General features: G+C 42.1%; 19 protein-coding genes. 4 read left to right on the forward strand and 15 right to left on the reverse strand.

The features are described 5' to 3' along the window. Positions 1-37: 37 nt before the first annotated feature. On the reverse strand, positions 38-2,494 hold the full coding sequence (locus tag J2T16_RS02530) for a glycoside hydrolase family 3 C-terminal domain-containing protein (protein WP_445645191.1): 2,457 nt from the start codon (positions 2,492-2,494) through the stop codon (positions 38-40). A 199-nt stretch (positions 2,495-2,693) separates the two neighbouring features. On the opposite strand from J2T16_RS02530, the gene J2T16_RS02535 reads away from it, so the two are divergent. Continuing rightward, positions 2,694-3,893 (forward strand): helix-turn-helix domain-containing protein, encoded by a 1,200-nt coding sequence (locus J2T16_RS02535; RefSeq protein ID WP_445645192.1) that lies wholly within the window; start codon positions 2,694-2,696, stop codon positions 3,891-3,893. Positions 3,894-4,012: 119 nt separating this feature from the next. Here J2T16_RS02535 and J2T16_RS02540 read toward each other — a convergent pair whose 3' ends face one another. The 3 genes from J2T16_RS02540 to J2T16_RS02550 form a co-directional block, all read right to left on the reverse strand. Continuing rightward, positions 4,013-5,422 carry an MFS transporter gene (locus J2T16_RS02540; RefSeq protein ID WP_445645193.1) on the reverse strand — a complete coding sequence of 470 codons (1,410 nt, stop codon included), beginning with the start codon at positions 5,420-5,422 and terminating at the stop codon, positions 4,013-4,015. Between the two features lie 217 nt (positions 5,423-5,639). Beyond that, positions 5,640-7,256, reverse strand: coding sequence for a methyl-accepting chemotaxis protein (locus J2T16_RS02545; RefSeq protein WP_445645194.1), 1,617 nt, complete (start codon positions 7,254-7,256; stop codon positions 5,640-5,642). A gap of 145 nt (positions 7,257-7,401) precedes the next feature. After that, positions 7,402-9,684 carry a beta-glucosidase family protein gene (locus J2T16_RS02550; protein WP_445645195.1) on the reverse strand — a complete coding sequence of 761 codons (2,283 nt, stop codon included), beginning with the start codon at positions 9,682-9,684 and terminating at the stop codon, positions 7,402-7,404. A 280-nt stretch (positions 9,685-9,964) separates the two neighbouring features. Between J2T16_RS02550 and J2T16_RS02555 the strand changes: the two genes are divergently transcribed. Both J2T16_RS02555 and J2T16_RS02560 read left to right on the forward strand, forming a co-directional pair. Further along, a complete protein-coding gene (locus J2T16_RS02555; RefSeq protein ID WP_445645196.1) occupies positions 9,965-11,563 on the forward strand; it encodes a response regulator in 1,599 nt (532 codons plus the stop codon). A gap of 205 nt (positions 11,564-11,768) precedes the next feature. Further along, a complete protein-coding gene (locus tag J2T16_RS02560) occupies positions 11,769-12,380 on the forward strand; it encodes a TetR/AcrR family transcriptional regulator (RefSeq protein WP_445645197.1) in 612 nt (203 codons plus the stop codon). A gap of 15 nt (positions 12,381-12,395) precedes the next feature. Here J2T16_RS02560 and J2T16_RS02565 read toward each other — a convergent pair whose 3' ends face one another. The 11 genes from J2T16_RS02565 to J2T16_RS02615 form a co-directional block, all read right to left on the reverse strand. Then, the gene (locus J2T16_RS02565; RefSeq protein WP_445645198.1) at positions 12,396-14,609 is read right to left on the reverse strand and encodes an MMPL family transporter; all 2,214 of its coding nucleotides are present in this window, start codon (positions 14,607-14,609) and stop codon (positions 12,396-12,398) included. A gap of 187 nt (positions 14,610-14,796) precedes the next feature. Then, on the reverse strand, positions 14,797-15,441 hold the full coding sequence (locus J2T16_RS02570) for a response regulator (RefSeq protein WP_427051275.1): 645 nt from the start codon (positions 15,439-15,441) through the stop codon (positions 14,797-14,799). A gap of 25 nt (positions 15,442-15,466) precedes the next feature. Next, the gene (locus tag J2T16_RS02575) at positions 15,467-16,663 is read right to left on the reverse strand and encodes a sensor histidine kinase (RefSeq protein ID WP_445645199.1); all 1,197 of its coding nucleotides are present in this window, start codon (positions 16,661-16,663) and stop codon (positions 15,467-15,469) included. Positions 16,664-17,297: 634 nt separating this feature from the next. Next, entirely contained in the window at positions 17,298-17,726 is a 429-nt protein-coding gene (locus J2T16_RS02580; RefSeq protein WP_499017708.1) for a type 1 periplasmic-binding domain-containing protein, read from the reverse strand. 755 nt (positions 17,727-18,481) lie between these two features. Then, complete coding sequence (locus J2T16_RS02585; RefSeq protein WP_154985673.1) at positions 18,482-18,919, reverse strand: dual specificity protein phosphatase family protein; 438 nt, start codon at positions 18,917-18,919, stop codon at positions 18,482-18,484. Position 18,920: 1 nt separating this feature from the next. Continuing rightward, positions 18,921-19,346, reverse strand: coding sequence for an arsenate reductase (thioredoxin) (gene arsC / locus J2T16_RS02590; protein ID WP_186812424.1), 426 nt, complete (start codon positions 19,344-19,346; stop codon positions 18,921-18,923). Between the two features lie 2 nt (positions 19,347-19,348). Then, positions 19,349-20,785 carry an arsenic transporter gene (locus tag J2T16_RS02595; protein WP_499017709.1) on the reverse strand — a complete coding sequence of 479 codons (1,437 nt, stop codon included), beginning with the start codon at positions 20,783-20,785 and terminating at the stop codon, positions 19,349-19,351. Beyond that, positions 20,782-21,111 (reverse strand): ArsR/SmtB family transcription factor, encoded by a 330-nt coding sequence (locus J2T16_RS02600; RefSeq protein WP_154985670.1) that lies wholly within the window; start codon positions 21,109-21,111, stop codon positions 20,782-20,784. Before J2T16_RS02600 ends, J2T16_RS02595 begins: the two co-directional genes overlap by 4 nt. A 215-nt stretch (positions 21,112-21,326) precedes the next feature. After that, positions 21,327-22,355 (reverse strand): flavin-containing monooxygenase, encoded by a 1,029-nt coding sequence (locus tag J2T16_RS02605; protein WP_261764701.1) that lies wholly within the window; start codon positions 22,353-22,355, stop codon positions 21,327-21,329. 79 nt (positions 22,356-22,434) lie between these two features. Continuing rightward, positions 22,435-23,847, reverse strand: coding sequence for an NAD(P)-binding domain-containing protein (locus J2T16_RS02610; protein WP_154985668.1), 1,413 nt, complete (start codon positions 23,845-23,847; stop codon positions 22,435-22,437). 64 nt (positions 23,848-23,911) lie between these two features. Beyond that, positions 23,912-24,340 (reverse strand): MarR family winged helix-turn-helix transcriptional regulator, encoded by a 429-nt coding sequence (locus J2T16_RS02615; protein WP_029881702.1) that lies wholly within the window; start codon positions 24,338-24,340, stop codon positions 23,912-23,914. A gap of 118 nt (positions 24,341-24,458) precedes the next feature. On the opposite strand from J2T16_RS02615, the gene J2T16_RS02620 reads away from it, so the two are divergent. Next, positions 24,459-24,989, forward strand: a complete 531-nt coding sequence (locus J2T16_RS02620; RefSeq protein ID WP_186812423.1) for an arsinothricin resistance N-acetyltransferase ArsN1 family A — start codon at positions 24,459-24,461, stop codon at positions 24,987-24,989. Positions 24,990-25,057: the final 68 nt, after the last annotated feature.

Genomic DNA, 25,057 nt, shown 5'->3' on the forward strand with positions numbered 1-25,057 from the left:
GTTGTTTCCTCCTGTATGTTCGTGATTTAAGATATAGTCACTTCTGGTCTTTCGGAAGAGGGGACAAACGTTCTTTTCGAAGCATTCGTTTGATGCCTTGCATGATCTGACCATTCAGTATGTCAATCAGCCCGGCTGCGATATGGTAGCCAAAACGGCCTGTACTCGATACCGACATGGAACGAATGCTGTTGTTCGGCATCATTTTCATCAGAAACATGCCATTTTTGCGCTCCATGTCCCGCTCGGGACCTTCAGGCATCTTTTGTGATCGCTTAAACTGTTTTTTGCCAATACCGATAACCGATGTATAAAATAAATTTCCTATAAAGGATTCCCGCAATTCATCCAATCTGGAATCCAGAGTATATTTCGTTAATTGTTTGTTCGATGATTCTGTTACTTTCCTGCCAAGTAGAATTTCAAATTCTTCCATGCTCACTTGGGATAACAAATGGGGAGAAAAGTAATGCTTTAATTTTTCGCGAGAATACGGGCTTGCAATGTCAGGCTGGCTGGTGATAGAAATGCTGGCTGACAAGCGAATATCTGCTGCGGAAGCAGCAACCAAGACCTGATAATCCCCATTTTCTACAACCCACTCTTTCCGGTCCACATGATAGTAAGCGAGATCATTTAGAGTAAAGCTCATGTTCACTTGCTTTTTTTCACCAGGCTTCAAATATACTTTGCCAAAAGCACGAAGTTCCTTGGCAGGCTTAAACACATCTGAGGTTGGGTTTGCAACATATACCTGTACGATTTCTCCGCCCTCTATGTGCCCGGTATTCGAGATTTCACATGTGACTATGAAGGTTTCTGAATCTTGCTGGACTTGCAGCGATTCATAAGCAAACTGTGTATAACTAAGTCCATGACCAAACGGATAGCGTACACCTTTTCCTTGCAAAAAATCATAATAGCGGTAGCCTACATAGATGGATTCCTTGTAAAGCTCTGACTTCTGCTGCACAAACTGTTCACCAAAGGGTACGTCTGTATAACTGTTCATCCATGTCTCAGCGAGCTTTCCGGAAGGACTTTTTTCTCCGAAAAGGAGTTGAGCCGCAGCTTCACCCCCCGCTTGACCAGGCAAGTACATGTTCAAAATTGCATGAACCTCATCTTCAAAAGGCAATTCGACAGGTGAACCCCCAAATAATACAAGAACAATTTTTTTGTTCAGCTGGACCAGCTTGCGCAGGAGAGCAAGTTGATTATCAGGTAATGTCATCGACTCCCGGTCATAGCCTTCACTTTCTGTATAATCGGTTTGTCCTGCGAAGAATAAGACAACATCAGCCGACTGTGCCTTTGCCATAGCTGAACTAACATATTCCGGTTCTGATTCAAACTCGGACTCTCTGTAGCCACTTGCATAATCGTAGCGGATGCCGCGTTGATCAAAAGCAGTTTTTGGCGAAGTAAGCTTGCTCGGGTTGATCAAAGAGCTTCCGGCCCCCTGAAAACGCATCTTCTCAAACAATTCACCAATGACAACATAGTTTTGCAATGGATCTAATGGCAGGATGCCATCGTTTTTCATAAGAACAGCACTATCGGCTGCGATTTCACCTGACAGGTTATGATGTTTTTCTCTGTCAAAAGCAAGGCTGTACTGAATATCGTGTGTACGCCGAATCAGATTCAAAATATTGCTCACCGACTGATCCAGCGAAGAAATCGGTAATTCACCACTATCAACTGCATCTATAATTGACTTTCTAAAATATTCGCAATCACCTGGCATCTCCAGATCCATTCCTGCCTTAATGCCATCTACCCGATCAGATACAGCACCCCAGTCACTGATCACCGCACCATCAAAACCCCATTCTTCTCTTAGAATTTCAGTCAATAGTCTGTGATTTTCAGAGCAGAAGACACCATTAATCTTGTTGTATGCACTCATCACAGTTACTGGCTTTGTGTTTTTGACAATTCGCTCAAATGCTCTGAGATAGATCTCATGTAATGCACGCTCATCCAACACAGAATCTCCCATGAAACGATAATTTTCGTTGTTATTTACAGCGAAATGTTTCAGTGAGACTCCAATCCCTTCATTTTGAACACTCTCGACAAAAGCGCAGCCAAGAATTCCCGAGAGGTAAGGGTCTTCAGAGAAATATTCGAAGTTTCTGCCGCACTTGGGATTTCTTTTAATGTTAACAGCAGGACCAAGGAGAATATTAACCCCGAAATGGTGACACTCCTTCGCTATAGCTGCACCCATCTTACGAATATTGTCCGGGTTCCAGCTGGCAGCAAGCGTAACTCCTGTGGGAAAAGATGTTGTTTCCTCACTGTTGTTTAGACCGAGATGGTCTGCCTTCTCTCCTTGTTTGCGTAAGCCGCAAGGCCCATCCGTCATATATATAGATGGTATGGACAATCTCGGGATTGGATTTGTTTTCCAAAAATCCACACCAGCCATTAAAGCCGCTTTTTCTTCTACCGTCATACGTTGAATCAGTTCATCAACGGTCTGCATGATTTTTCTCCCTTCGCTCCGGATGCATTAGTTAAGATTTATTGTATTCCATTATGGAAGTGCTATCTTTCATATCTGTACTTAAAATTTCAGATTTGTTCTTAAAATATATTGACTGTCTCGGACGAGTTTGCTATTTTGATATGAATAATTAGAATGCTGGCACTCCATTCATTCGTTTATACTGGAGGAAATTTTGTTGAAGAGCTTACAAAAAACATTGAAATTTCTATACCAATCTACATTGATTCCGACGTATTTGTATAACCATCAGCACCATAAATTTAGTCATCCTGCTCAGAGTGAATTAACTCATCCGCCACTTGAGTATCTCTCTGAGCTTTTGCTTTCACACGAAGAGGTTACATATTTGTCTACTTCCTTCTTTGCTTATTATGGTGCGATCAAAGTTAGCTCCCTTCCGGGCCATGTCATTCTTGTCGGACCCGTCAGTCAAACACCTTATTTGAAAGACACACTGCGTATCGCTAAAAAAGCCTTTGTCGTTTCCGGTCAAGATGAAGCAAACTTCGAAAGTTTTCTAAAGCAGATCATACCAATGCCGCTGCAGCAATTTCTAAATCATCTTGTGACCATTCATTATTTTGTGAACGGCCAAGAGATGAGTTACTTGGACTTACTTCAAAAGAATTCAATGAAGGAAATTAACAACGAGCAAACAAAACGAATTTACGAGAATAAAGAAAACTTATATTTTAACAATTCCTACGAGATTGAAAACCGGATGTGTTATTACATTGAGAACGGTAATGAGGTTGGCCTTAAACAATTTTTGGAACAGCCATTTATGGTCCATGAGGGTATGACCGCTGGCAACACTATTCGTCAGACGAAAAATACGTCTATCGTTGCGATTGCACTGGCTACACGAGCCGCCATTCGAGGTCAATTAGACACAGAAGTTGCTTTTCAGTTATCCGACCTCTATCTCCAAGAGATTGAACAATTATCGACTCCTGAATCCATTCAAAATTTTATGAAAGAAGCATTGTTTAATTTAGCCAGGAGGGTCCAAGCCGCAAGGTACGATACAGAAAATGACGTAAGCATGCGAAGTCTGATTCAATATATTTTTAATAATGTGCATCAGAATTTGACCGTTGATCACGTGGCAAAACATTTCGGTTACAGTCGTACCTACCTCTCAACTACTTTCAAAAAAAAGATCGGTAAAAGCCTGCATCAATTTATTATGGATTGCAAGCTAAAGGAAGCTCAGAATTTGCTTGTTTATACGAACAAACCCATTAGTGAAATTAGCAACTATCTTTGTTTTTCCAGCCAAAGTCACTTCCAGACCGTATTCAAAAAATCCTTAAATATTACACCTGCTCACTTCAGGCAGCAGAGCAGCCATGGTGTGCGTCAGAATAAATAATCCTAATATTGCATTAAATATCTTGAGTCAGTAGAGTTTAACTTCTAATTTGAATGTATTTAAAACGGTTTACAACAAAAGAAGCTTTCCCTTATGGGAGAGCTTCTTTTTCTAATGAATCAGGCTTGTTTTCGGGCATCCAATTCTTGAATGATCTTAGGATATTCTTTATCAAGCTTATATTTATACAAGGCCACAGCAAGAATAAGCAAAATGAAAATAGGAACGTAAATGTTCAGGGCAATAATCGCTTGTTTAGCTCCTGCTCCCTGTGTAGCAGCCTGCTCGACATATCCTCCTAATGCAAGCAGCCAACCGATCATAGCGGTTCCAACTGCTGTTCCTACTTTGGAACCAAATGCGATAACACTATTGGTCAATCCAACCAGACGTTTATTGAACTTCCATTCCCCGTATTCGATCGTATCCGTCGTCAGAGCTGTACCCACGGCCATAAGCGGAATCGTGCCAAGAGCCTGAAAAATGGAGCAGACCAGTCCCAGAATAATGCTTTCCGGTGAGATCAGTCTGATCACAGCCGCGATTAACGCTATAATAATGCCGCCCAAGGCTGTATTCCGTTTCCCAAAACGTTTGATGAAAGGTCCGGAGAGTGAAAACCCGATAATAACGGGTATCAAACCGATTGCCCCCATCAAACCAACCAGGCTGACATTTCCCCAAATGTATTTGGCAAAATAGCTTCCTGCGGCTACGTTAAGAGCAAACAATACATTTACAACTGTCATCACGATGAGGATTTGAACCCAGTACTTATTTGCAAACAACATTTTAAGGCCTTGTGACAGCGGAACTTTATCCTGAAAAAAACCAAGTTCATCCAATTGAACATTATTATACTTTTCTTTGTTGGATAAAAAGGCAACGAATATACCGATGGCAGCAACGGCAGCAAATACACCGGCTAAGATCGTCCATTCCTTTCTTCCTCCCCCCATAGCTGTTACCACGGGAATGAAAGCAATGGCAACAATCATACCGGACAAATATCCTCCTGCGGAGCGGAAAATCCCCATCAATGAACGTTCATAGTTGTTACGTGTCGTTAGTGCCATTAGGCTTGAATAAGGAATAGATGTTGGTGTATACACAAAAAGATAAAAAATAAGATTGGTCACGACAGCATAAATAATTTTTCCTGTTGGACTGATGTCGGGAACAGAAAACACGAGCAGCAGCGAGACGAACAAAGGGATGGTCATCCAGCGAAGCCATGGACGAGCCTGCCCGTATTTCGACTTGGTGCGGTCCACAAGCACTCCCATTCCTACGTCTGCAAACGCATCCAATATTTTAGTTAACAGTAGTACTGTACCGACAATTGCAGCGGATACACCGACTACATCGGTATAATAATACGTAATTAAGCCAAGCAAGCCGCTGGAGATGTTAAGACCAAATTGACCCATGGAGTCTCCAAGTAATCTGCGTGTCGGGATTTCTCGTTCAGGTTGATTGGGCTTAACGTTCTCGGTTACGATGGGTTGTTTGTTTACTATGGTTCCCATGCTGTTTCCCTCCGGTATCTGGTTGGTTTAGCGCTCGAATGAGCCCTCTATCTTATATCTTTATTTTAATAACTCTATGATGGGAGGGATATAACGCATAACAAATATGGAATAACGTAATCTAAATGATTGGTTTAACTGAATGCAACAGTTCGAATGTAGTATCAACTCTCCCGATTCTTTTCATTTTCTATTTATGCCCTCATCCTCATATATATCAGGTTTTGTAACTGGATATTTGATCTCTCATATTAAAAGCGGAACCTCGGATGTTATCGGAAAAATGCTGTATTTCTTCTGCAATGACCATCTGATGTTCAACGGCCTGAACCATCGTTGTGCTTTCTGTATGCGCTTGTTTGGCAATAGAAGCTAAATGCTGCATTGAAGCGCTGACCTCCTCGGAACTTGCGGATAACTGCTCAGAAGCAGAAGAGATCTCTTGCATCTGACTGGCAACGTCTTTGGCAGATTCAAGAATCATTTCGAATGCTTGACCTGCTTGTTCTACTGCATTTATCGTTTGTGCCAACTCTTTTTTTCCTTGAGCTACGCTAGTGCTTGCTGAAACCGTATCTTCCTGAATGTGGCTGATCGTATCGAATATGTTACTTAACGATTGACGGGTTTGATCTGCCAGTGAACGAATTTCACTTGCAACAACGGAAAAGCCTCTTCCTTGTTCCCCGCTTCTTGCAGCCTCTATACCTGCGTTAAGAGCGAGCAATTCCGTTTGACGAGCAACTGTCGCTATAAGTTGAACGATTTCTTGAATAGTAAAGGAATGCTGATTCATTTTTGCAACAGAGCTTTCTATTTCATCCATCGTGCGATTAAAGAGGTCAATGCGGAGCTTAACGTTCTGTAAAAGTTCCTCTCCCTTTCGAGCTTGTTGTTCAGTCATAGATGAACATTCTGTAGCTTCATTATTTGACTCACTGATCAGAGCAATGCCCCGGGCTACTTCATCTATGGCTCGCACCGTTTCTTCTGCTGACTGAAGTTGTACAAGCGCTCCGTCTGAAACGGCAGTTGCCGACTGAGCGATTTTCCTCATTGAACTGGAAGAATTCTCCAAATTGTTTATTAGAAGCTGGCTTGTATGTACAACCACATTTGAATTATCCTGGGCTGAACGAATGAAGCCTGTAAGACCGGTTCGCATGACTTCAAACATATTTGCAAGTTTGCCAATCTCATCTGAAGCGCTTGATTGAAATGACTGGCTTAAATCTCCATTATGAATCCGTTCCGTTCCTTTAACGAGACGTTCCGTAGGCTTAATAATGGAACGCGCGAGTAGCAGTGAGATGACGATAACAAGTAAAGTCACGAATAACTGATATGTGACGGACTGCCAAAATGCATTTTTGTTGGACGTGATCAAGGTATGAATATTGGAATTCACATCAATCACACTTTTGGATTTTAATCCAAGGATTAATTCGTTTAGTTTCTGTCCCCCCTCCAATTGACCTTGGTCAATGTAACTGGAGTATGCTTCCTGAATCTGATCTACTTCATTTTTTTCGGATGGATTCAATGCAGAATACTCTTGCAAAGCTTGCTTGAACTTTGCTAACAATTGTGCACTTGCTTCTTCAACGGATTCTTTAGACGCATATCCGATTGCTGGAAGCATCATTTGAACCTGGTATTCCATCAGACTCTCCTGCATCTCCTGTGCTTTCAGCGAGGAGGTAAACTGAACTTTTCGTATCTCTTCTAACTTTTCATTTTGGATTAAAGATTTGTAATTTTGGTAACTTAGCGCTACGAGATAAAGTACAATAACAGTCCCAAACGCAAATAGCATTTTCTTGCGAATACTCATTTGATATCCACCTTCTCTAAAGTTACATATTTGTAATTATTATGCCTTTATGCATGTACGAGTTAAGGGAAAGGCTATACAAAGGATAAAAGTCGCCTTCATGGCGACTTTTATCTGAAATCAAGCTGAAAAGAAAGATCAGATTCTATGTGTCACTTTGTACTGCCTGATTCAAGGCTGCAAGTAATTGTGATAAGGCTTCCTCTGTCATCCCTGTGAAAGGTATCAGATTCCGCAGTGGCAAATATTGCATGGAGGCTTGAACCATTTCAGCCGATACTGCACTGGATTGAACCTCACCTTGATCCTGATCCGCTTGAGGTTGCATTTGAGAAAGAATCGCCGTCGTTTTGGGATTTGCAAGCAACTCCCCGAAGGTGGTATCGCGATGGTATGTTGGTATAATCTCACGGGATGTAGAATGTACGACAACTGTTGTTGCAAGCCTGATATCTTGAGATGATGCACCTACCAATATCTCGAATTCGCCGCTGTCCACATGCCAATCGGATCGCTCTACATCGTAATATGCAAATGAACGTTTATTGAGAGTTAGGGTGACTTGTTTCTCTTCACCAGGTTTTAAGTCTATCTTAGTGAAGCCCTTCAGCTCTTTGTCTGGACGTGTAACACGGGATGCTGTGTCATGAACATATAATTGAATAATCTCCTTACCCTGCACGAAACCAGTATTCTTGATGTTTACCGAGACGTTGATGCAATCTGTATCGTTGATCTCCCTTTTATCAACAATCAGGTTGGAGTATTCAAATTGTGTGTAGCTTAGTCCATGACCAAAAGGAAACAGCGGTTCTATATCTTTAGCTTCATAGTACCGATAACCTACGAATATCCCCTCTCTGTATTCAACCTGGTTTCCATCACCAGGGAAAAACAATGCGGATGGACTATGCTTTGTTGAACGCGGGAACGTCTCTGCCAGCTTGCCGCTCGGATTGGCATCACCAAATAAAATATCAGCGATTGCGCCTCCAGTAGCCTGCCCCCCCAGATAAGCTTCAAGAACGGCTTTGGCGTTGTGGAGCCAAGGCATTACGACAGGGGCACCATTGCTCAACACGACAATTACATTGGGTTGAACGGCAGCTATAGCGGTAATGAGCTCCTGATGATTATTGGGAAGATTAAGATGTTTGCGGTCATATCCCTCAGATTCATAACGGTCAGGCAACCCTACAAACAAGATGGCTACATCAGCTGCCGCTGCCGTTTCCAGAGCAACTTGTAATAATGGAGCATTGGTTTCATCCGAGCTTAGTTCATATCCCTGCGCATAGGTGAGTTGCGCTTGATCCCCGGCAGAACGAAGCAATTCTTCATAAGGGATGTCCACTTTCGTTGGATTAATGTGTGAACTTCCCCCGCCCTGGTAACGGGCCGATTGGGCTAGTTCTCCAATCACAGCGATATGACCCGTTTTCTGCAAGGGTAGGATTCCATTCTCGTTTTTTAGCAATACCATGGTCTCTTGGGCCACCTGTCTTGCAAATGCATGATGCTCTTCAGCATTGTACGTGGCATCTTGCTGCATATGATCTGCACATTTAAAAATAACCGTAAGCAAGCGTTCGACCGCTTGATCAAGTAACGAGATGTCGAGTGTGCCTTCTTCAACCGCTTGAATAATTTTACGTTGGGCTTCACCATTGGAAGGTGGCATTTCAAGTTCCATGCCTGCCGCTACGCTAGGAACAATCTCACTGACTGCACCCCAGTCCGACATGACAAATCCGTTATGACCCCATTCATCTCGCAATATATCATTCAGGAGGTAAGGATTCTCCGATGCATAGGTCCCATTCACTTTGTTGTAGGCAGACATAAGCGTCCATGGTTGGGCTTGTTTGACCGCTTTTTCAAAGCCGGTTAAGTAAATTTCGCGTAATGTCCTTTCATCCACTACGGCATTAACAGACATTCGACGATCCTCCTGATTGTTCACGGCAAAATGCTTCAGCGAAGTGCCGACTCCCTGGCTTTGTACACCGCGAATGTGAGATGAAGCCAGTTCACCCGTAAGATACGGATCTTCGGAAAAATACTCAAAGTTTCGTCCGCACAGCGGGGAGCGCTTGATATTCGCACCTGGCCCCAGTAAAACAGCTACATTCTCGGTTTGGGCTTCTTTACCTATGGTGCTTCCTACCTGTTCTATCAGGTCGCGATTCCAGGAGCTAGCCAGCCCGCTGGCTGTAGGAAAACAAGTCGCAGGTACACTTTCGTTCAGCCCCAGATGATCCGATTCTCCATCTTGTTTTCGTAGTCCATGTGGTCCGTCGGCTAGCATAATCGATGGAATACCCAATCTTTCGATTCCTGTAGTTGTCCAGAAAGTGCTGCCGGAACACAGACTGGCTTTCTCCTCGATGGTCATTTGATCTATGAGCTGTTTAATATCTCGTTTCATCCATTGACACTCCTTTTCGCTATGTATCATTCAAAGGTATCTATTTTATTCTAAGGTTGAGAGAGAAGAAGGCATATAACGCTTTCTTAAGATTGCATAACGCATTTCGCAAGGTTTATTTTAATTTTTGTATCCTTCTATATATCTATGGATAACTACATCCAAAGACTGATAACGATTTCTTAATATTTACAGGTTTATATCGAAATCCGGATTGTAATGCCTAGGATGATTGCCTACAATAAGAAGACTAATCATCAGGAAGGAAGTTGTTGCACTTATGTATGCCCTTTTAATTGTAGACGACGAGAAATCTGTGGTGGATAGTCTTGCTCTCACGATTCCTTGGGAAGATAGCGGCATTGAAGAAGTGCATCGTGCCTATTCCGCCGAAGAAGCCCTGGATATCACGTCCCGGTTTGCGATTGATGTGATGATTACGGATATACGTATGCCTGAAATGGATGGTCTTGAATTAATTCGCCTGATTCGTTTATCCGTTCCTCGCATTCGGAGTATTATTTTGTCAGGACACGATGAATTTGAATATGCCCAGCAAGCTATTCGCTATCAGGCGATGAATTATATGCTTAAACCTGTGGATACTCAGGCACTTGTCAAGGCTGTTGAAGAGGCCATTAAGAATATCGAGCAAGAATGGGAAAATATAAGTTCAATGCAGCAGATTCAGCACATGTTACATGCTAATCTTCCCGTTTTGCAAAATCAGTTTCTTAATGATTTACTTCAAAACAAACCTATGAGTCAGCACATTTTGGAGGAGCGCCTGAAGATTCTTGATCTTCCTATCCGTATGGAAGACAACTATCGAATGATGGTGATTCGAATGGAAGAGGAATTTTCAGGATATGATCTTCAATCTCTTTCCCTCCTTGAATATGCGATTACCAATATTGCAGATGAAGTTTTCACTCCATTTGGATTATGGCATTGTATTACCGATCAGGGGTATCTGGTGTTCCTCATTCATCATGAGGATCGTAAAACACTAAACTCTGTCGATTCTTTTGCGGTTAAGCTGCAAAATCATGTGCAGAAATTTCTAAAAGGGGCAATCTCCATCTGTTTGGGACAAGAGCGACTTTTTCCTGAAGGATTAAGCGAAGGTTTTAATCGGTGCGTGGCGGTTATTCAACAAAATGTCGGTGAGCATAAAAGCTATTTTATTACCGTCGACGATCAGCTGCCGAACCCCGTGATGGATCAAGGTTATCTTCAACTTTTGGAGCCTCCTCTTCTGCCGCAATTGCTGGAAGCTGGAAACTGGGAAGAAGCGATCGCCAAAATCAAACGTGTGCTTTCAGTGGATGGAGAAGGATCGGACCTGTCTCATGAAGTTCTTTATACATGTTTGCTGTACCTGTCATCTACCTTTGCCATTGTATTCCGCTCACAACATTTTACGTTAGATGAGCTCCTCAATGAAGAGTTCGATTTGATGATTCGAAAGAAAAGTCAAATTTCGAGTCACCGCGTATATGCCTGGGCTGAGAAAATAATTCAATTTCATCGAAGCAGAGCGATAAATCAGATCAGGCATACTCACGATGACATTGTTTCAAGCGTGCATGCTTACATTCAGAATCATCTTTCAGACGGGATCTCGTTGCAAATTATTGCAGATCATGTTGGACTGCATCCGGTCTACTTGTCTAAAGTCTACAAAACAGCGACAGGAGAAACGATTGGCGATTATCTGTTTCGGCTTCGCATGCAAAGAGCTGTTCATCTTCTGACCCAAACCGACCTGAAAGTTGCTGATGTGAGCAAAAAGCTTGGGTTTATGGCACCCCCACATTTTATAAAAATTTTCAAAAAACAATATGGCTGTACACCTCAAGAATATCGGAACCGTTAATTTTACAACAAGATCATCTGTTAATTTATAATATGAAAAAAACCTTCCATCCCATCGATGATTATGGGTGGAAGGTTCTTCTTTGTATTATGCATACTCCTCTTTCGTTGACAAACCACATCTAAGTTGATAGCATAATTTAATTGAACTTAAGGAGGTTATTCTCATTCAGCCCAAACAAAGGTTAGAACAGGAGCGTACCAGCTTGCGGCAGAAACGCCGGATCGAAATTATTAAAGCGGCTACTGCTGTATTTGCACGCCAGGGTTTTGAGCAAACGACGATGCAGGAAATTGCAAATGAAGCGATACTGGGCGTTGCGACCATTTTCCGTTACTTCCCAAAGAAAGAACACCTTATTGTGGAAGTTGCAGCTAACATCGTGCATTCAGAAATTGAGATACTTCAAGACGTATTGAATGACGAAGGTACGTGTTATGAAAAAATGGAGCGCATTTTTGACGCCTTGGTTTTCTATCATCAGGCCCATCATCAACAGAATTCCAAACTTATAGAAGCTTTTGAATGTTATGTTGCATTGTCTAAAGCACCCTTGGAGAACTTACAGATTTATCAGGATGCATATGACCAACTGATCCACCTGTTTACGGATCTTGCCTATTTAGGCGAACAGGATGGTTCTGTGCGCACTGACATGAATACAGTAGAAACATTGATTACAATGATGAATGTATTCGGTAATTTCTCCAAAAAAATGTCCATGCTGCATGATACGGATGCATTCAATACCCGGGTAGACTTGAATCAACAATTTAACATTCTAAAAACGACGTTTCTTTCAGCACTCAAAGCTTAAAGATATCTTTTTTATTTAAATGTTTGATTCCGTCTGAACTTTGGTATTTGGTGTTACTCTGTTCTTATTCATATTCTCTTGCATAATGGATTCACCTTCAATATCGATATTAGGTAGAAGTCGATCCAACCATTTAGGCAAATACCAAGCGTGTTTGCCGAGTATTGTCATGACAGCTGGTACAAGTGTCATTCGTACGATAAAGGCATCTACCAGGATGCCAAATGCAAGGGCGAGCCCCATCGATTTGATGATTGTATCCTCGGCAAAAATAAAGCTGGCAAACACAGCAATCATAATAAGTCCGGCGGCTGTAACCACAGGCCCGCTGTGAGTTAATCCACTTCTTACTGAACGGTGGGCGTCGCCCGTGTGGGTATAATCCTCACGCATTCTGCTGACCAGAAATACTTCGTAATCCATTGCCAGTCCAAACAAAATTCCTGTTACAAGTATAGGTAAGAAACTCAATACGGGACCAGGTTCTGGGATGCCGAACAAGCTACCGAGGTACCCATCCTGTATAACCCATACGATAAAACCGAGTGTTGAACCTAACGTGAACAAGAAGCCGGCAACGGCTTTAATAGGAACCAGGATAGAACGGAATACGAGCATTAGCAGAACGAAGGCGAGTCCAACGATAAGCAATGCAAACTTAGGCAGTGCCTCCTGTAATTTTTCAGATATATCAATATTGACTGCCGTTCCACCGGTTACCATAATCTCTACTTTGTCTTTTTTTGGCACGTTCTCCGATTGATCCCGAATAGCTTGTACTAGTTCAGTCGTGCGAATATCATGTGGTCCAGTCTCAGGCAATACGGTAATGATTGCTGCTTGTCCTGAAGGACTAGGGATCGCAGGCGATATACTTGCAACACCGGGAATATCTTTAATGTAAGCCGTTGCCTCTGCAATCTTGGTCTGGCTATCCTTGCCTTCACTGGTTTTGGCTACAACGACAAGTGGACCATTAAAGCCGGCTCCAAAACCCTCTGCTAATAAATCATAACCTCTTCGTTCCGTGGTTTCGGTTGATTTAAGCCCACTGTCTGGCAAGCCTAGTTCCATGTGCAGGAATGGCAATGTACATACGGTAAGAATGACTATGGATAGAATCGAAATTAACCACGGTTTTCGCGTGATCATTCCTCCCCAGGCATTATCTTTGTTCTTATCTTTCTTTTGGCCCGACCATTTGCGCAGCCAGCGATTTTCCCGTGCCGGACTGATCCGATTTCCAGCAACAGCCAGAAGAGCAGGAACAAAGATGATGGCAATAAGCACAGCGACAAATACACTGATTGCTGCGGCCAAGCCCATCATGGTTATAAACGGAATTTGAACAACGGAGAGCCCCACAAGGGCAATAATAACGGTCAGGCCTGCAAAAACAACTGACCCTCCGGCAGTAGCATTGGCTTGCGCAATGGCCGTCTCACGGTCATAACCTTCAGCCAGCTGTTGACGGTAGCGGGATATAATGAACAAAGCGTAGTCAATACCTACGGCTAAAGCAAGCATTACAGCGAGCGTGATTGAAAATGAAGACATGGATACAAAGTTTGATCCAACGATTACGGTCATCAAGCCAATTCCCAAACCGATCACGGCTGTCAGAATAGGTAATCCGGCTGCAAGAAATGACGTGAAGGTAAAAGCCAGAATCATAAACGCAATCAGAATTCCAATGACTTCAGAGATGCCGCCTACTTCAATTTCAGAGAAAGCCACACTGCCTCCGAGTTCTGTCTGCACTCCATTCTTCGTTAATGTTTCAGCTATGTTTAATACATGTTCTTTTGAATGTTCTCCTACTTCACTTGCGGCTTGTTTGTACGTAATATCAGCATATCCGATTTTTTTGTCTGGACTTAGTGTCATGGTTTCGTATGGATTGGAAACGGAGACGACGGACAGATCCGTTTTAACATCTTTCAATGCCTTTTTTATTTTCCATTGATTCCCCTCTGATGTGAGCAATCCCTGATTCGCTTTGAAAATTAGACGAATCTGACCACCACCATCCGACGCGGGGAATTCTGAGTTTAGTACCTCGGCAGCCTGGTCGGATTTTGTTCCGGGTATGGTCATCTCACCTGTAAACGAAGTCCCCATGCCTAGACCGAGAGATGCCATTACAATGAGAAGTGTGAGTGTTGCCGTAATTACTGTTTTTCTTTTTCTCGAAGACCAAGCTCCGAGACGATATAACCATTTTGCCATAATAAATGTCATGCCCCTTTCAAAACTTTCTGCAATTAGGAAGTGTGTCATCACCACCCTATGTCTGTATTGTATTGAAAAATAGACGAAAAAAAATCGTACATAAGGGCATTCCCCAAATGTACGATCGGGCATGATTGGGCATGTACGTTAGCTAAATCAAGACAATGCGAGTCATTAATTTTACTTAGAGATGCAGAAGTCCCTTTTCGACAGCGACAGCAACCGCTTCAGACCGTGAATCTACGCCAAGTTTGTTGTAAATATTCGTAAGATGAGCTTTCACCGTACGTTCGGCAATGCCCATATCAAAAGCAATCTCCTTGCTACGCATCCCTCTTGCGATGGCTTGCAGAACAATCGTTTCTTTATCGCTAAGCAAGGTAGGCCCCGTTTTTTTGGCTAACGATCGGGTCTGATGAGCAAATACTCTAGCTGTAATGTCTGGCTGAAGCAAAGTCTCTCCACGAAGTGCAGAGTCCAATGTGCGGAACAGATTTTCACGGCTGGTATCTTTTAAAAGATATCCTTTGGCACCCAGGGATAAACCTTCAATCATGAGTTCGTCCTCGTTATATGTAGTAAGAATGATAACGGGAATAAGCAGGCCTTGCTCATGCATTCGTTTCATTGTATCCAGTCCCCCAAGCCCCCCCGGCATGTTAAGGTCCATCAGGATGACATCAGGTTCTAAACTTTCCATGAGCTTTAATGCTTCAACACCTTCGCTCGCTTCTCCTACAATGCTATAATTATCATCTGTTTCAAGAATAAGCTTCAGACCTTCTCGAACAACCCAATGGTCGTCAACAATCAAAACTTTGTGCTTCATGCGGCTATCCCTCTTCTCCTACCAATTATAATGGAACGCTTAAGTATACAGCTGTTCCCTGTGGATTACTTTCAATCTCAATACTCCCACCAATGAGTCTAGCGCGCTCTTGTATACCAATCAAGCCGTAGTGGCCATGTAATTTTCCGATGTGATCCGTGTTAAATCCCTGGCCGTTATCAACGATGTCCAGATTAAACTGATTATTGCTATGGCTGGTAGTTATCTTGACAAGGTTCGCTTGTGCGTGACGGGCGATATTCATAAGGGTTTCGCTCAAAATATGCAAAATATGCTCCATCTGCACCTTGGACAACTGTGAAGAGAGCTCTCCCTGAAATTCAATTGTAATGCCAGTCGCCTGTCGGAAACGTTCCAGTTGTTCTTGAAACGCTTCGCTCAGCGTGATGGAAGGGGTAGATTTTGTGCGTAAGTCATCAATTGCTCGTCGTGCATCCGCCAGTGATTGTCTAGCCTGTGCCATGGCATTACGTATAATTTCCTGTGCTTTGAGCTGATTCCCCTTTTCCTGATGAATACTAGCAGCCTCCAACTGCATAATAATTCCGGCAAGACCTTGGGCCAATGTGTCATGTAAGTCCCTTGCCATCCGCTGTCTCTCACTAGTGAGTGTAAGTTCCTCTACTTTTTGGTGAGCCAGCTCTAATTCCCGCAAGAAATTTTGGGTCCTGACACGTGCATTTACTTGTTTGTAAAACAATGACGCGTAAGATATGACTACAACCATCATGAGTAAAAGTAATAAAACAAGCAATGCCGCCTCAGGGCCAGTTCGATTAAATAAAGTTAGAGAACAAAACATGACATAGAGCACAAATGCTACGAAAACCACTTTTGCTGTTTCGAAATAGATCGCAACGGTTTGCCCGATCAATACAGGTATAAGACCAATCAGAATCGCCGGCATGCCATCCGGCATAAGAATAGCACTACCGTATATTAAAATTGCTTGGATTATAATATATAACGGCCTAGAATAAGCAACGACTGAACCTGTTATCCAGTAAAAGTAACTATGGGCGAGCATCACTATGACAAAAAAAACACTTGAAATAATGGTAGGTGCTGACATGTTCTGTAATATAAGAGTTGCAGTGGTAACAAGGCAGAGCCATATTAACACAGGGATCCGTGAAGCGGATAAAGGATCGATATGTTCTTTTACATCTGAAGCGGTATTTGGTCTTCTTTTAAACCACATTAGATTCACCTCGGTATCCAGTATACCTCTTTTCACCAGGAATAATAGTACTTTAGTACATGCCCTTTCGGACATAAGAAACTAAGAGCGTTTTAAAGAAAAAACTTATCACACGTTTGCTAGGTAAATTTAACTGATGACAAAGACTCTGTACAGGAAGTTCTTAGGTCTTTGAAGTATTTGGTTTTTATCAAATACCTTCTAGCCTTGAAGCCCTTAGTCGATTCAATCACTCATAAAGAGACTCATCTCAAACTTAGACACTTATCTAATCGGAAAGGGGAACATGTTGTTGTCTATTTCGGTAAGCGAAACAAGTTTTTGTCCTAACCTCCAAGTTCTCGTACCAATGTTCGATCTTCTAATACTGAGCACTTATGTTTTACCTTCATCTTGTCAGTTGCTCTTAAACAAATTTGAAAATTTTCATGTATTTAGGTACTTAATGAAGTCTTAAGTGCACGTAATAATATTAGATGTATATCTAATCGGAAATCGGTACAAGTTCTTGTCCTTAAAACCAACTATTCCACCTTTTTTTTATATAATAAGTTTTATGGTAGATTTCAGAGTGTGCTTCTAAAGTTATAGATAACCTCCCCCTTTAAGATGCCTATCAAAATCAAAGAAGCCGCTAATAGTAGCGGCTTTCCACCGGGTTGCGAATCGTTGTAATGCCGAGCATTCTAGACAGCTCATTGTCATCAAAACCGATGATCGCCTGCTTTCCATCCGATGCCGAATATACAGAATATTGATACCAATCTTTGTACACGAGCAATCCGCGGCTTTCCATAAATGTTTCATAGGCAATGCGTCTGCTCTGAACATTATGGCTCTCCACCCTTCCGAACATGTTAGCGATTTGCGTGTACCCTCTGGATACGAGATGTTCGAGCGCCAATCGATAACCATTGGCTTGATCCAGTGCAACCGAAGTAATCTCGTCATTGCCCATGCGTTGCCAGGATACAATGGGTCCATACTGGCAATAATCTTTGAGCATTCTCGGATCGTTGACACAGGCCATGATGACAATACCATCCACCCTTTTGCTGCGCAAATCTTCAAAAGCCTGCAATTCGATTTCTTTATCCCCTGCGGGATGTGTAGATAATAGTCTGATAGCCGTAATCCATGGCTGTATCCATAAATTGATTCATGAATGTAAGCATGGAATGAACCATTTCTCCTGTTGCAGAATTCACAATCCCGATCTGTTTGGTACGTCCCGTCGATAACGAATGTATGTAATTTTATGAGATTAATCTATCCATATTATACCAGACACTTTAACACTTCATATTCAAAGAATTTATTTCAGCTCCGTATTAAACTAACCTACCCGTTAGTTTAATGAATTGAAGGTCTGGATGACGATTAGATACACGCCTAATCGGCAATAGGAACATGTTCTTGTCCAATACGTTAATCGGTACAAGTTCTTGTCCTCAGCAGCTAGTTTCAGTTCGATTTTAATACCTAACCACGTGTTATTTACCCCTCTTAATTTGTCAGTTGTCCATAACAATGTGAACATTTTCATGTATTATGGTGCTAAAAAAGGTTTTAAGTCCATGAGTGCATTGTTTAGATATACATCTAATCGGTAATCGGACTATGTTCTTGTCCATTTCGGCAATCGGTACAAGTTCTTGTCCTTAGCTTGGGACAAGAACTTGTACCGATAAAATAAAAAAGCCGCTAAAATAGCGACTTCAATGGGAACATGTTCTTGTCCCTCGACACGTGATCAGCTGCTTTTCTAATTTTATTGTGCTACCTTTTCCCGTTAGCTTAACGATTAAAAGCCTTGTTTCAGAATAGTTTATTTAATAATTCCTTTTGAATTGGCTTAATATTAATGATACTTCTAATGCCTTTTGCCTTCAGTTCAGCATCCTCTATTGTATTGGCTAACCCTAGCTCTAACAGAGTGCCAGCTGCAACAGTCCCCGTTCTGCCCTTGCCTCCACCACAATGAAAGGCGACCTTCTTACCGGCATTATATGCTCCAACAACCTCATGAATGGCTTGTTTAAAAAGTTTGGCTTCATATTCTTTCGTATCGTCATCAAGCGGAACCTTTATCCACTTCACCTGATCTGTTGGATACGCGCACTCTGTTGCTTCTTCCCTAAGATCCACCACGACTTCTATACCTTCGTTAAGAACCATTGCCTCTACGTCCGCAGCTCCGCCCATAAAAACTTTATTAGCAATAAGTGCATGGTATTTCTTTTCGGCATGATCCATGTTACTTACCTTCTTTCAAGAACTGCTCGATTCGAGCTTTAATTGAATCGCGGACCTCAGCGAATGTAGCTGTGATTTCTTCCTCTGTACCTGTCGCCTTGGCTGGATCATCGAAGCCCCAGTGCCATCTTTCAGCTTTGTCATTACGTACAACTGGACAATTATCGTTTGCGTGACCACAAAGCGTGATGATGTAGTCTGCTTGTTTTAAAATTTCAGGATCAATCACTTCGGATGTATGACTCGAGATATCGATTCCAGCTTCTTTCATCGATTGAACAGCACGAGGATTTAAGCCATGCGCCTCTAATCCAGCACTTTTCACCTCATATTTGTCACTACCAAGTGCTTTTAAAAATCCATCGGCAATTTGGCTTCTGCAAGAGTTTCCTGTACACAAAAAGTAAACAAGTGGTTTGTTGTTCATGATTATTGATCTCCTTTATCTTTGGCTTGGCTTACTTGTACTTTCGCTTCGCCCATTTTTGAGTTAATTAACGTTTTTATGATCATAGCGATAACAACCAATGCTACTGTGATTAAGGCAATCATTAACCAAACATTTATGTTTGTTGAATAAATCAAGTGTAGCCACAAATACAGTCCTGTTAACGTGATAAAGAGCGTTGGGATGGTGAGCACAATTCCAATTTTGAAATAACTTCCCCACGTGATTTTTACATCTTTGCGAGATAGTACATGTAGCCACAAAAGTGTGGCGAGCGATCCAATCGGTGTAATTTTTGGACCCAAGTCACTGCCGATAATATTGGCATAAATCAGCGATTCTCGGATGACACCTTGCGTACTCGTTCCATCAATAGCAAGCGCATCAATCATCACCGTCGGCATATTGTTCATAACCGAAGACAATACTGCAGCTAGAAAGCCCATGCCAAGTGTGGAGATGTAGAGCCCCTGGTCGGCAATAGCTTGAATGACCTTCCCCAGTTCATCCGTCAATCCCACATTTCGTAGCCCGTAAACGACGACGTACATACCAATGGAGAAAATCACGACTGCCCATGGAGCCCCTTTAATGAGCTTCCATGTTTGAATAGCGTGACTCCGCCTTGCAGCTAAGATAAACAAAATGGCTATAACCACAGCGATAACAGACACCGGAACTTGAATGAACTCGCTCATCAAGTATGCAATCAGTAGTACGACTAAGATCACCCAAGATATGTTGAACAGTTTTTTATCCTTGATCGCTTCGGCTGGCTTTTTGAGCTGACTGACTTCGTAGTTCCCTGGAATACTCTTTCTAAAGAACAAGAACAGGACAAGAAGACTTGCCAATATTGAAAAGAAATTCGGAACGATCATACGACTTGCATACTCCACAAAGCCAATACCAAAGTAATCGGCAGAAACGATATTGACGAGGTTACTCACGACAAGCGGAAGTGAAGTTGTATCTGCAATAAAGCCACTTGCGATGATAAAAGGTAAAATCATCTTTGGATCAAATTTGAGCGCTCGGACCATAGCAAGCACAATGGGCGTTAAAATCAGTGCGGCACCGTCATTTGCAAAGAAAGCTGCTACTCCTGCTCCAAGCAGCACAACATAAACGAACATCAGCTTACCATTACCTCTTGCGAGCCTTGCCATGTGTAGTGCAGCCCATTCAAAAAATCCGATTTCATCTAAAATCAGCGAAATTAAGATAATTGCTACGAAAGCAAGCGTGGCGTTCCATACGATTCCTGTGACTGTACCTACATCGGATAGACTCACAACTCCAAAAAGAAGAGCAAGGACAGCTCCAGCTGACGCTGACCATCCAATATTAAGTCCCTTAGGTTGCCAAATGACAAAAGTCAGTGTCAGCAAAAAGATTAAAATCGCAATAATGGTCATGCTTCCTCCTGAGGACCGCAGCAGTTTTTCAATCCTGCTATTTTATCTTTCATGGATGGCAGATACGGATACACACACTGAACATATGCTTCTGCATCTGGATTAAGAGAGTAGTACACCCACTGCCCTTTTTTCTTTTCATTAAGTAGACCGGCTGCCTTTAGTTTTCGAAGATGCTGACTGGCGTTTGGTTGTGACATGCCAATAATGTCTGTGATATCACATACACAAAGTTCCTGTTCCTGAAGTAATGCAATGATGGTCAAACGTGTTTTATCAGCTAATAACTTATACGCCTCAGCCATCTCCTGAATTCTTTGTTCCATATGTACACCCCCTGTGATTAGTCTTGTCGGCTTCATTTAATGATATAAGCATATAATAAATAACTTATATAAGCAATGACGAATATAAGGTGTCTTAGTGCATCAAAAAAAGTCGGCAATAAAGATTACCTACTTTACAAAAGTGTACCTTCATTAAAATCACCTCAAGAATAGTTATAATCACTAATTATAACATCCTCCTGAGATTCAATATCTCACAATCTTATCACAAGTGATTGTACAACTTTTTTCGCATCTTTCCCTGAGCCTCGAATCGTCGCCGAAGCAAATGAGGTCTGCCACGGTATACCTACAAAATGAATATTTTCATCGCTTTGTTTTAAAGGTACACCTGACGAATCAAGAACGTTTAATCCACTAAGATATTCGAAATTCGGAATATACCCTGTGGCAAAAATAACGGTATCCACATTTTCACGAGTCTCATCTGCCCACACTATCCCATTTTCCGTAAAAGCTTTAAACATCAGTTTGGCATCGGGTTTACCTTGATCAATAGCACTTTTATATATACCGGTATCAAGGACACCGTCACTGCTTTTTTGCAATAATCGTTTGCCCCAATTGGATTGATCAAGCCTAAGTATGGTTAGCCAAAAGTGAATATCTTTCCCTCCAATGACCTGAGGCTTGAATTTGATCGGGCTTCTGGATGCAATCGTTACATGCGCCGTCCGAGCAAGTTCAACCGCTATTTGGATCGCCGAGTTTCCGCTTCCAACAACAATGATCCGTTTGTTTTTAAACTCTTTCTCATTTCGGTAGTCCTTGGCATGAAGCATCTCCCCCTTAAATTCATGCATGCCAGGAATGTCTGGAATATGAGGATTTACGAATGCTCCGCTTGCACAAATGATGGACCGTGTACGAAACCGTTCTCCCCTTGAGGTATGGATTGTATAGATATTGCTTTTCTTATCTACTTTGATTACTTCTTGCCCTGAGTGTATTGGAAAATTGTAGGTAGCCGCATAAGACTTTAAGTATTGAACAACCTCATCTCTACGCGGATAAACATTTGCACCGCCTGGAAATGGGAGTCCTGGTAATGAGGAATACGACGCAGGTGAGAACAACGTTAAGCTATCATAATAATTTGCCCATGATCCTAGATGTTCTTCACTTTTTTCAAGGATGATAAAGCTCCGTTTAGCTTCCTGCAAGTAATAGGCTGCTGCCAAACCGGATTGTCCACCACCAATAATGATGCAATCATAAACCACATTTTTCAATTTATTTTCTCCCTCCTTCTATAAAAAGCTACTGCATCACGATTCGGATGCAGTAGCTCTAAATTCTTGATTATCCGCAGCAGGAATTTGATCCTGCTTTTTCCGTTTTTGAAGGTGAGCAGCAATCCGAAGATGCTTCCTTCACCTGAGCCGGTTCACAGCAGCTGTCCGCGCTACTAGCACTTAAACTACAAACCCCCGTCTCCGGCAGTTCCAGTTCTACTTTTTGTGCTGACTCCATATCTCCCACTAGAGCTGCTACAATGGATCTGACTTGCTCATATCCCGTTGCCATTAAGAAGGTTGGCGCTCTTCCATAACTTTTGGCACCAACGATATAAAAGTCCTTTTCAGGTTGACGGAGCTCTTTTTCGCCATGTGGTCGAACTGTTCCGCAGCTGTGGATGTTGGGATCAATTAATGGTGCAAGCTCATAAACACATTCTAAGTTTGGGTCCGTTAATACCCGTACTTCTCGCACCATCGATAAGTCAGGACGAGAACCTGTGTTACCTACAATTTCATCGATGTGATCAATAACCACTTGTTCATCTTTAATGGTTCCGGAAACCTGGATCTGTTCACCTTGTTTTTGAAGCTTTTCAATATGAAATGCTGTCAGGACCTTTACGACACCGGATTCAACCACCTTTTGGATACGAGTACCCAGTTCCCCCCTTGCCTGAAGCCCATCTAGTTCTCGTCCGCCATAAACATCCTCGATATTTTTTTTGCGAACAGCCCACACAATCTCAGTCCCTGATTCTTCTTTTTGAAGCTCTACAAGTTCAAGCAACGTGTTAATCGCAGAATGTCCGCTTCCTACAACAAGCACCTTTTTGCCACTATACCGATTTCTCTCTTTTCCTAATACCGCAGGAATACCATATGAAATGTGACTTTTAAGCGCTTTTTCCACTTCTGAAAATACACCGTCTGAACGAAGCGGGTTAGGATTGGACCATGTCCCCGTGGCATCGATAACAGCCCGCGCTTCATAAATAAACGAAGATCCGTTTTGTTCAACATGGATCACAAACGGCAGTTTCTCACGCCCATTTGTTTTCACTTTACTTAACCCTTTACGACTGATCGCAGTAACTTTCGTATTCAAATGCACATTTGGACTTAATTCAGGCAGCGCAGCCAAAGGTTTTAGATAATGCTCAACAATCTCCTTACCCGTTGGGATCTTTTCGTTTTGTGGAGCAACCCAATTCGTCTTTAGCAGCAACTCTTTAGCAGCTTTATCGATGTTATATTGCCATGGCGAAAACAGTCGTACATGTTCCCATTTTCGAATGTTTGCCCCCACTTCATGTCCAGCTTCAAACAACATAAACGGCTCACCTTTTGAAATGAGTTGTGCTGCTGCCGCAAGACCAACCGGTCCAGCTCCAATGATCGCAACAGGTAAGTTGCCCTTCTCTTGCACTGGTGCTTCGCAGCAGCTCACTTGGTTTACAGGAATATTTTTAATCATCTTAGTTTCCTCCTCGTAATTAGTTGCATTTTGCAAGTATTACATTAAATAAATGGGATAAGTATTACCCCAGTGGTGTACAGCATACGCTGGATTTCGCCATACTTTCGTTTAACAGTTTAACGGCGTTAATGACCATATCCCGTTCAAACTCAGACATATGCGAAAAAACTTCTTTTAAGTAATCATTCATCTGCTCATCAATGACCGTAGCAACAAACTTACCTTGTGTAGTCAAGGATAATATGTAAATCCGTCGATCTTCAGGTAGGGGCGTTTTTTGAACCAAACCCAACTTTACGAGACTTTGAACCTGGCGGCTAAACGTCGTGATGTCAATGGAGAGTGCATCTGCGACTTGCTGAATGGATGGATTATGTTTACGATCAATCTCATAAATGATATGACTCTGAACAAGTGAAATATCCAGCCCTCCTGCGGTGCAGCAGTTTTTATCCAACAATCCAAAACGCCGTGTCATGATCTGAAACATCTCTCTTACGTTGTTTTCCAATTAACTCACCTCTTGTTATAGTTATACCCTCATTATTTGCAAATTGCAAATGTTTTTTTATTTATCTATTCCCCTTCCCATTTCAAATTAGATTGTGATGTATAAACATATACAAAAAGAAAACATAGGAGTGATCAACTTGGCAATTCTGCGGCAAGCTAGAGAAGTCGATCTGGGAAGCATTCTGACTATTTATAACCAAGGTATTGAAGACCGTATTGCCACGCTAGAAACAGATATAAAAGATGAAGCTTACATGTCTGAATGGTTTAACAAGCACCAGGGACGTTACTCGGTACTTATAGCCGAACAGAATGATCAAGTGGTCGGATGGGCTTCTATCAATTCGTATAGCTCAAGAAGCGCGTATGACGGTGTCGGTAACCTCTCCATTTATATTCATCGTGATCATCGTGGCAAAGGGGTCGGAAAACAGTTGCTTGAGAAATTAGAGGAAATCGGTAAGCAGAATAACTTTTATAAGTTTGTTCTATTCCCCTTTCCATTTAATACGCTAGGTCAGAGCTTATATCATAAAGCTGGATACCGAGAAGTAGGTGTTTTTCAGAATCAAGGCGTTTTAGAAGGGAAATTTGTAGATGTGATGGCAATGGAGAAAATTTTATAAGCATCGCGAGCCGTATTTGATCTTATAATACTTAGGTTTTCGAATTACTTGAATACGATACATTAAAC

Origin of the sequence: Paenibacillus intestini, assembly GCF_030803945.1 — a bacterium.
Taxonomy (GTDB): domain Bacteria; phylum Bacillota; class Bacilli; order Paenibacillales; family Paenibacillaceae; genus Paenibacillus; species Paenibacillus polysaccharolyticus.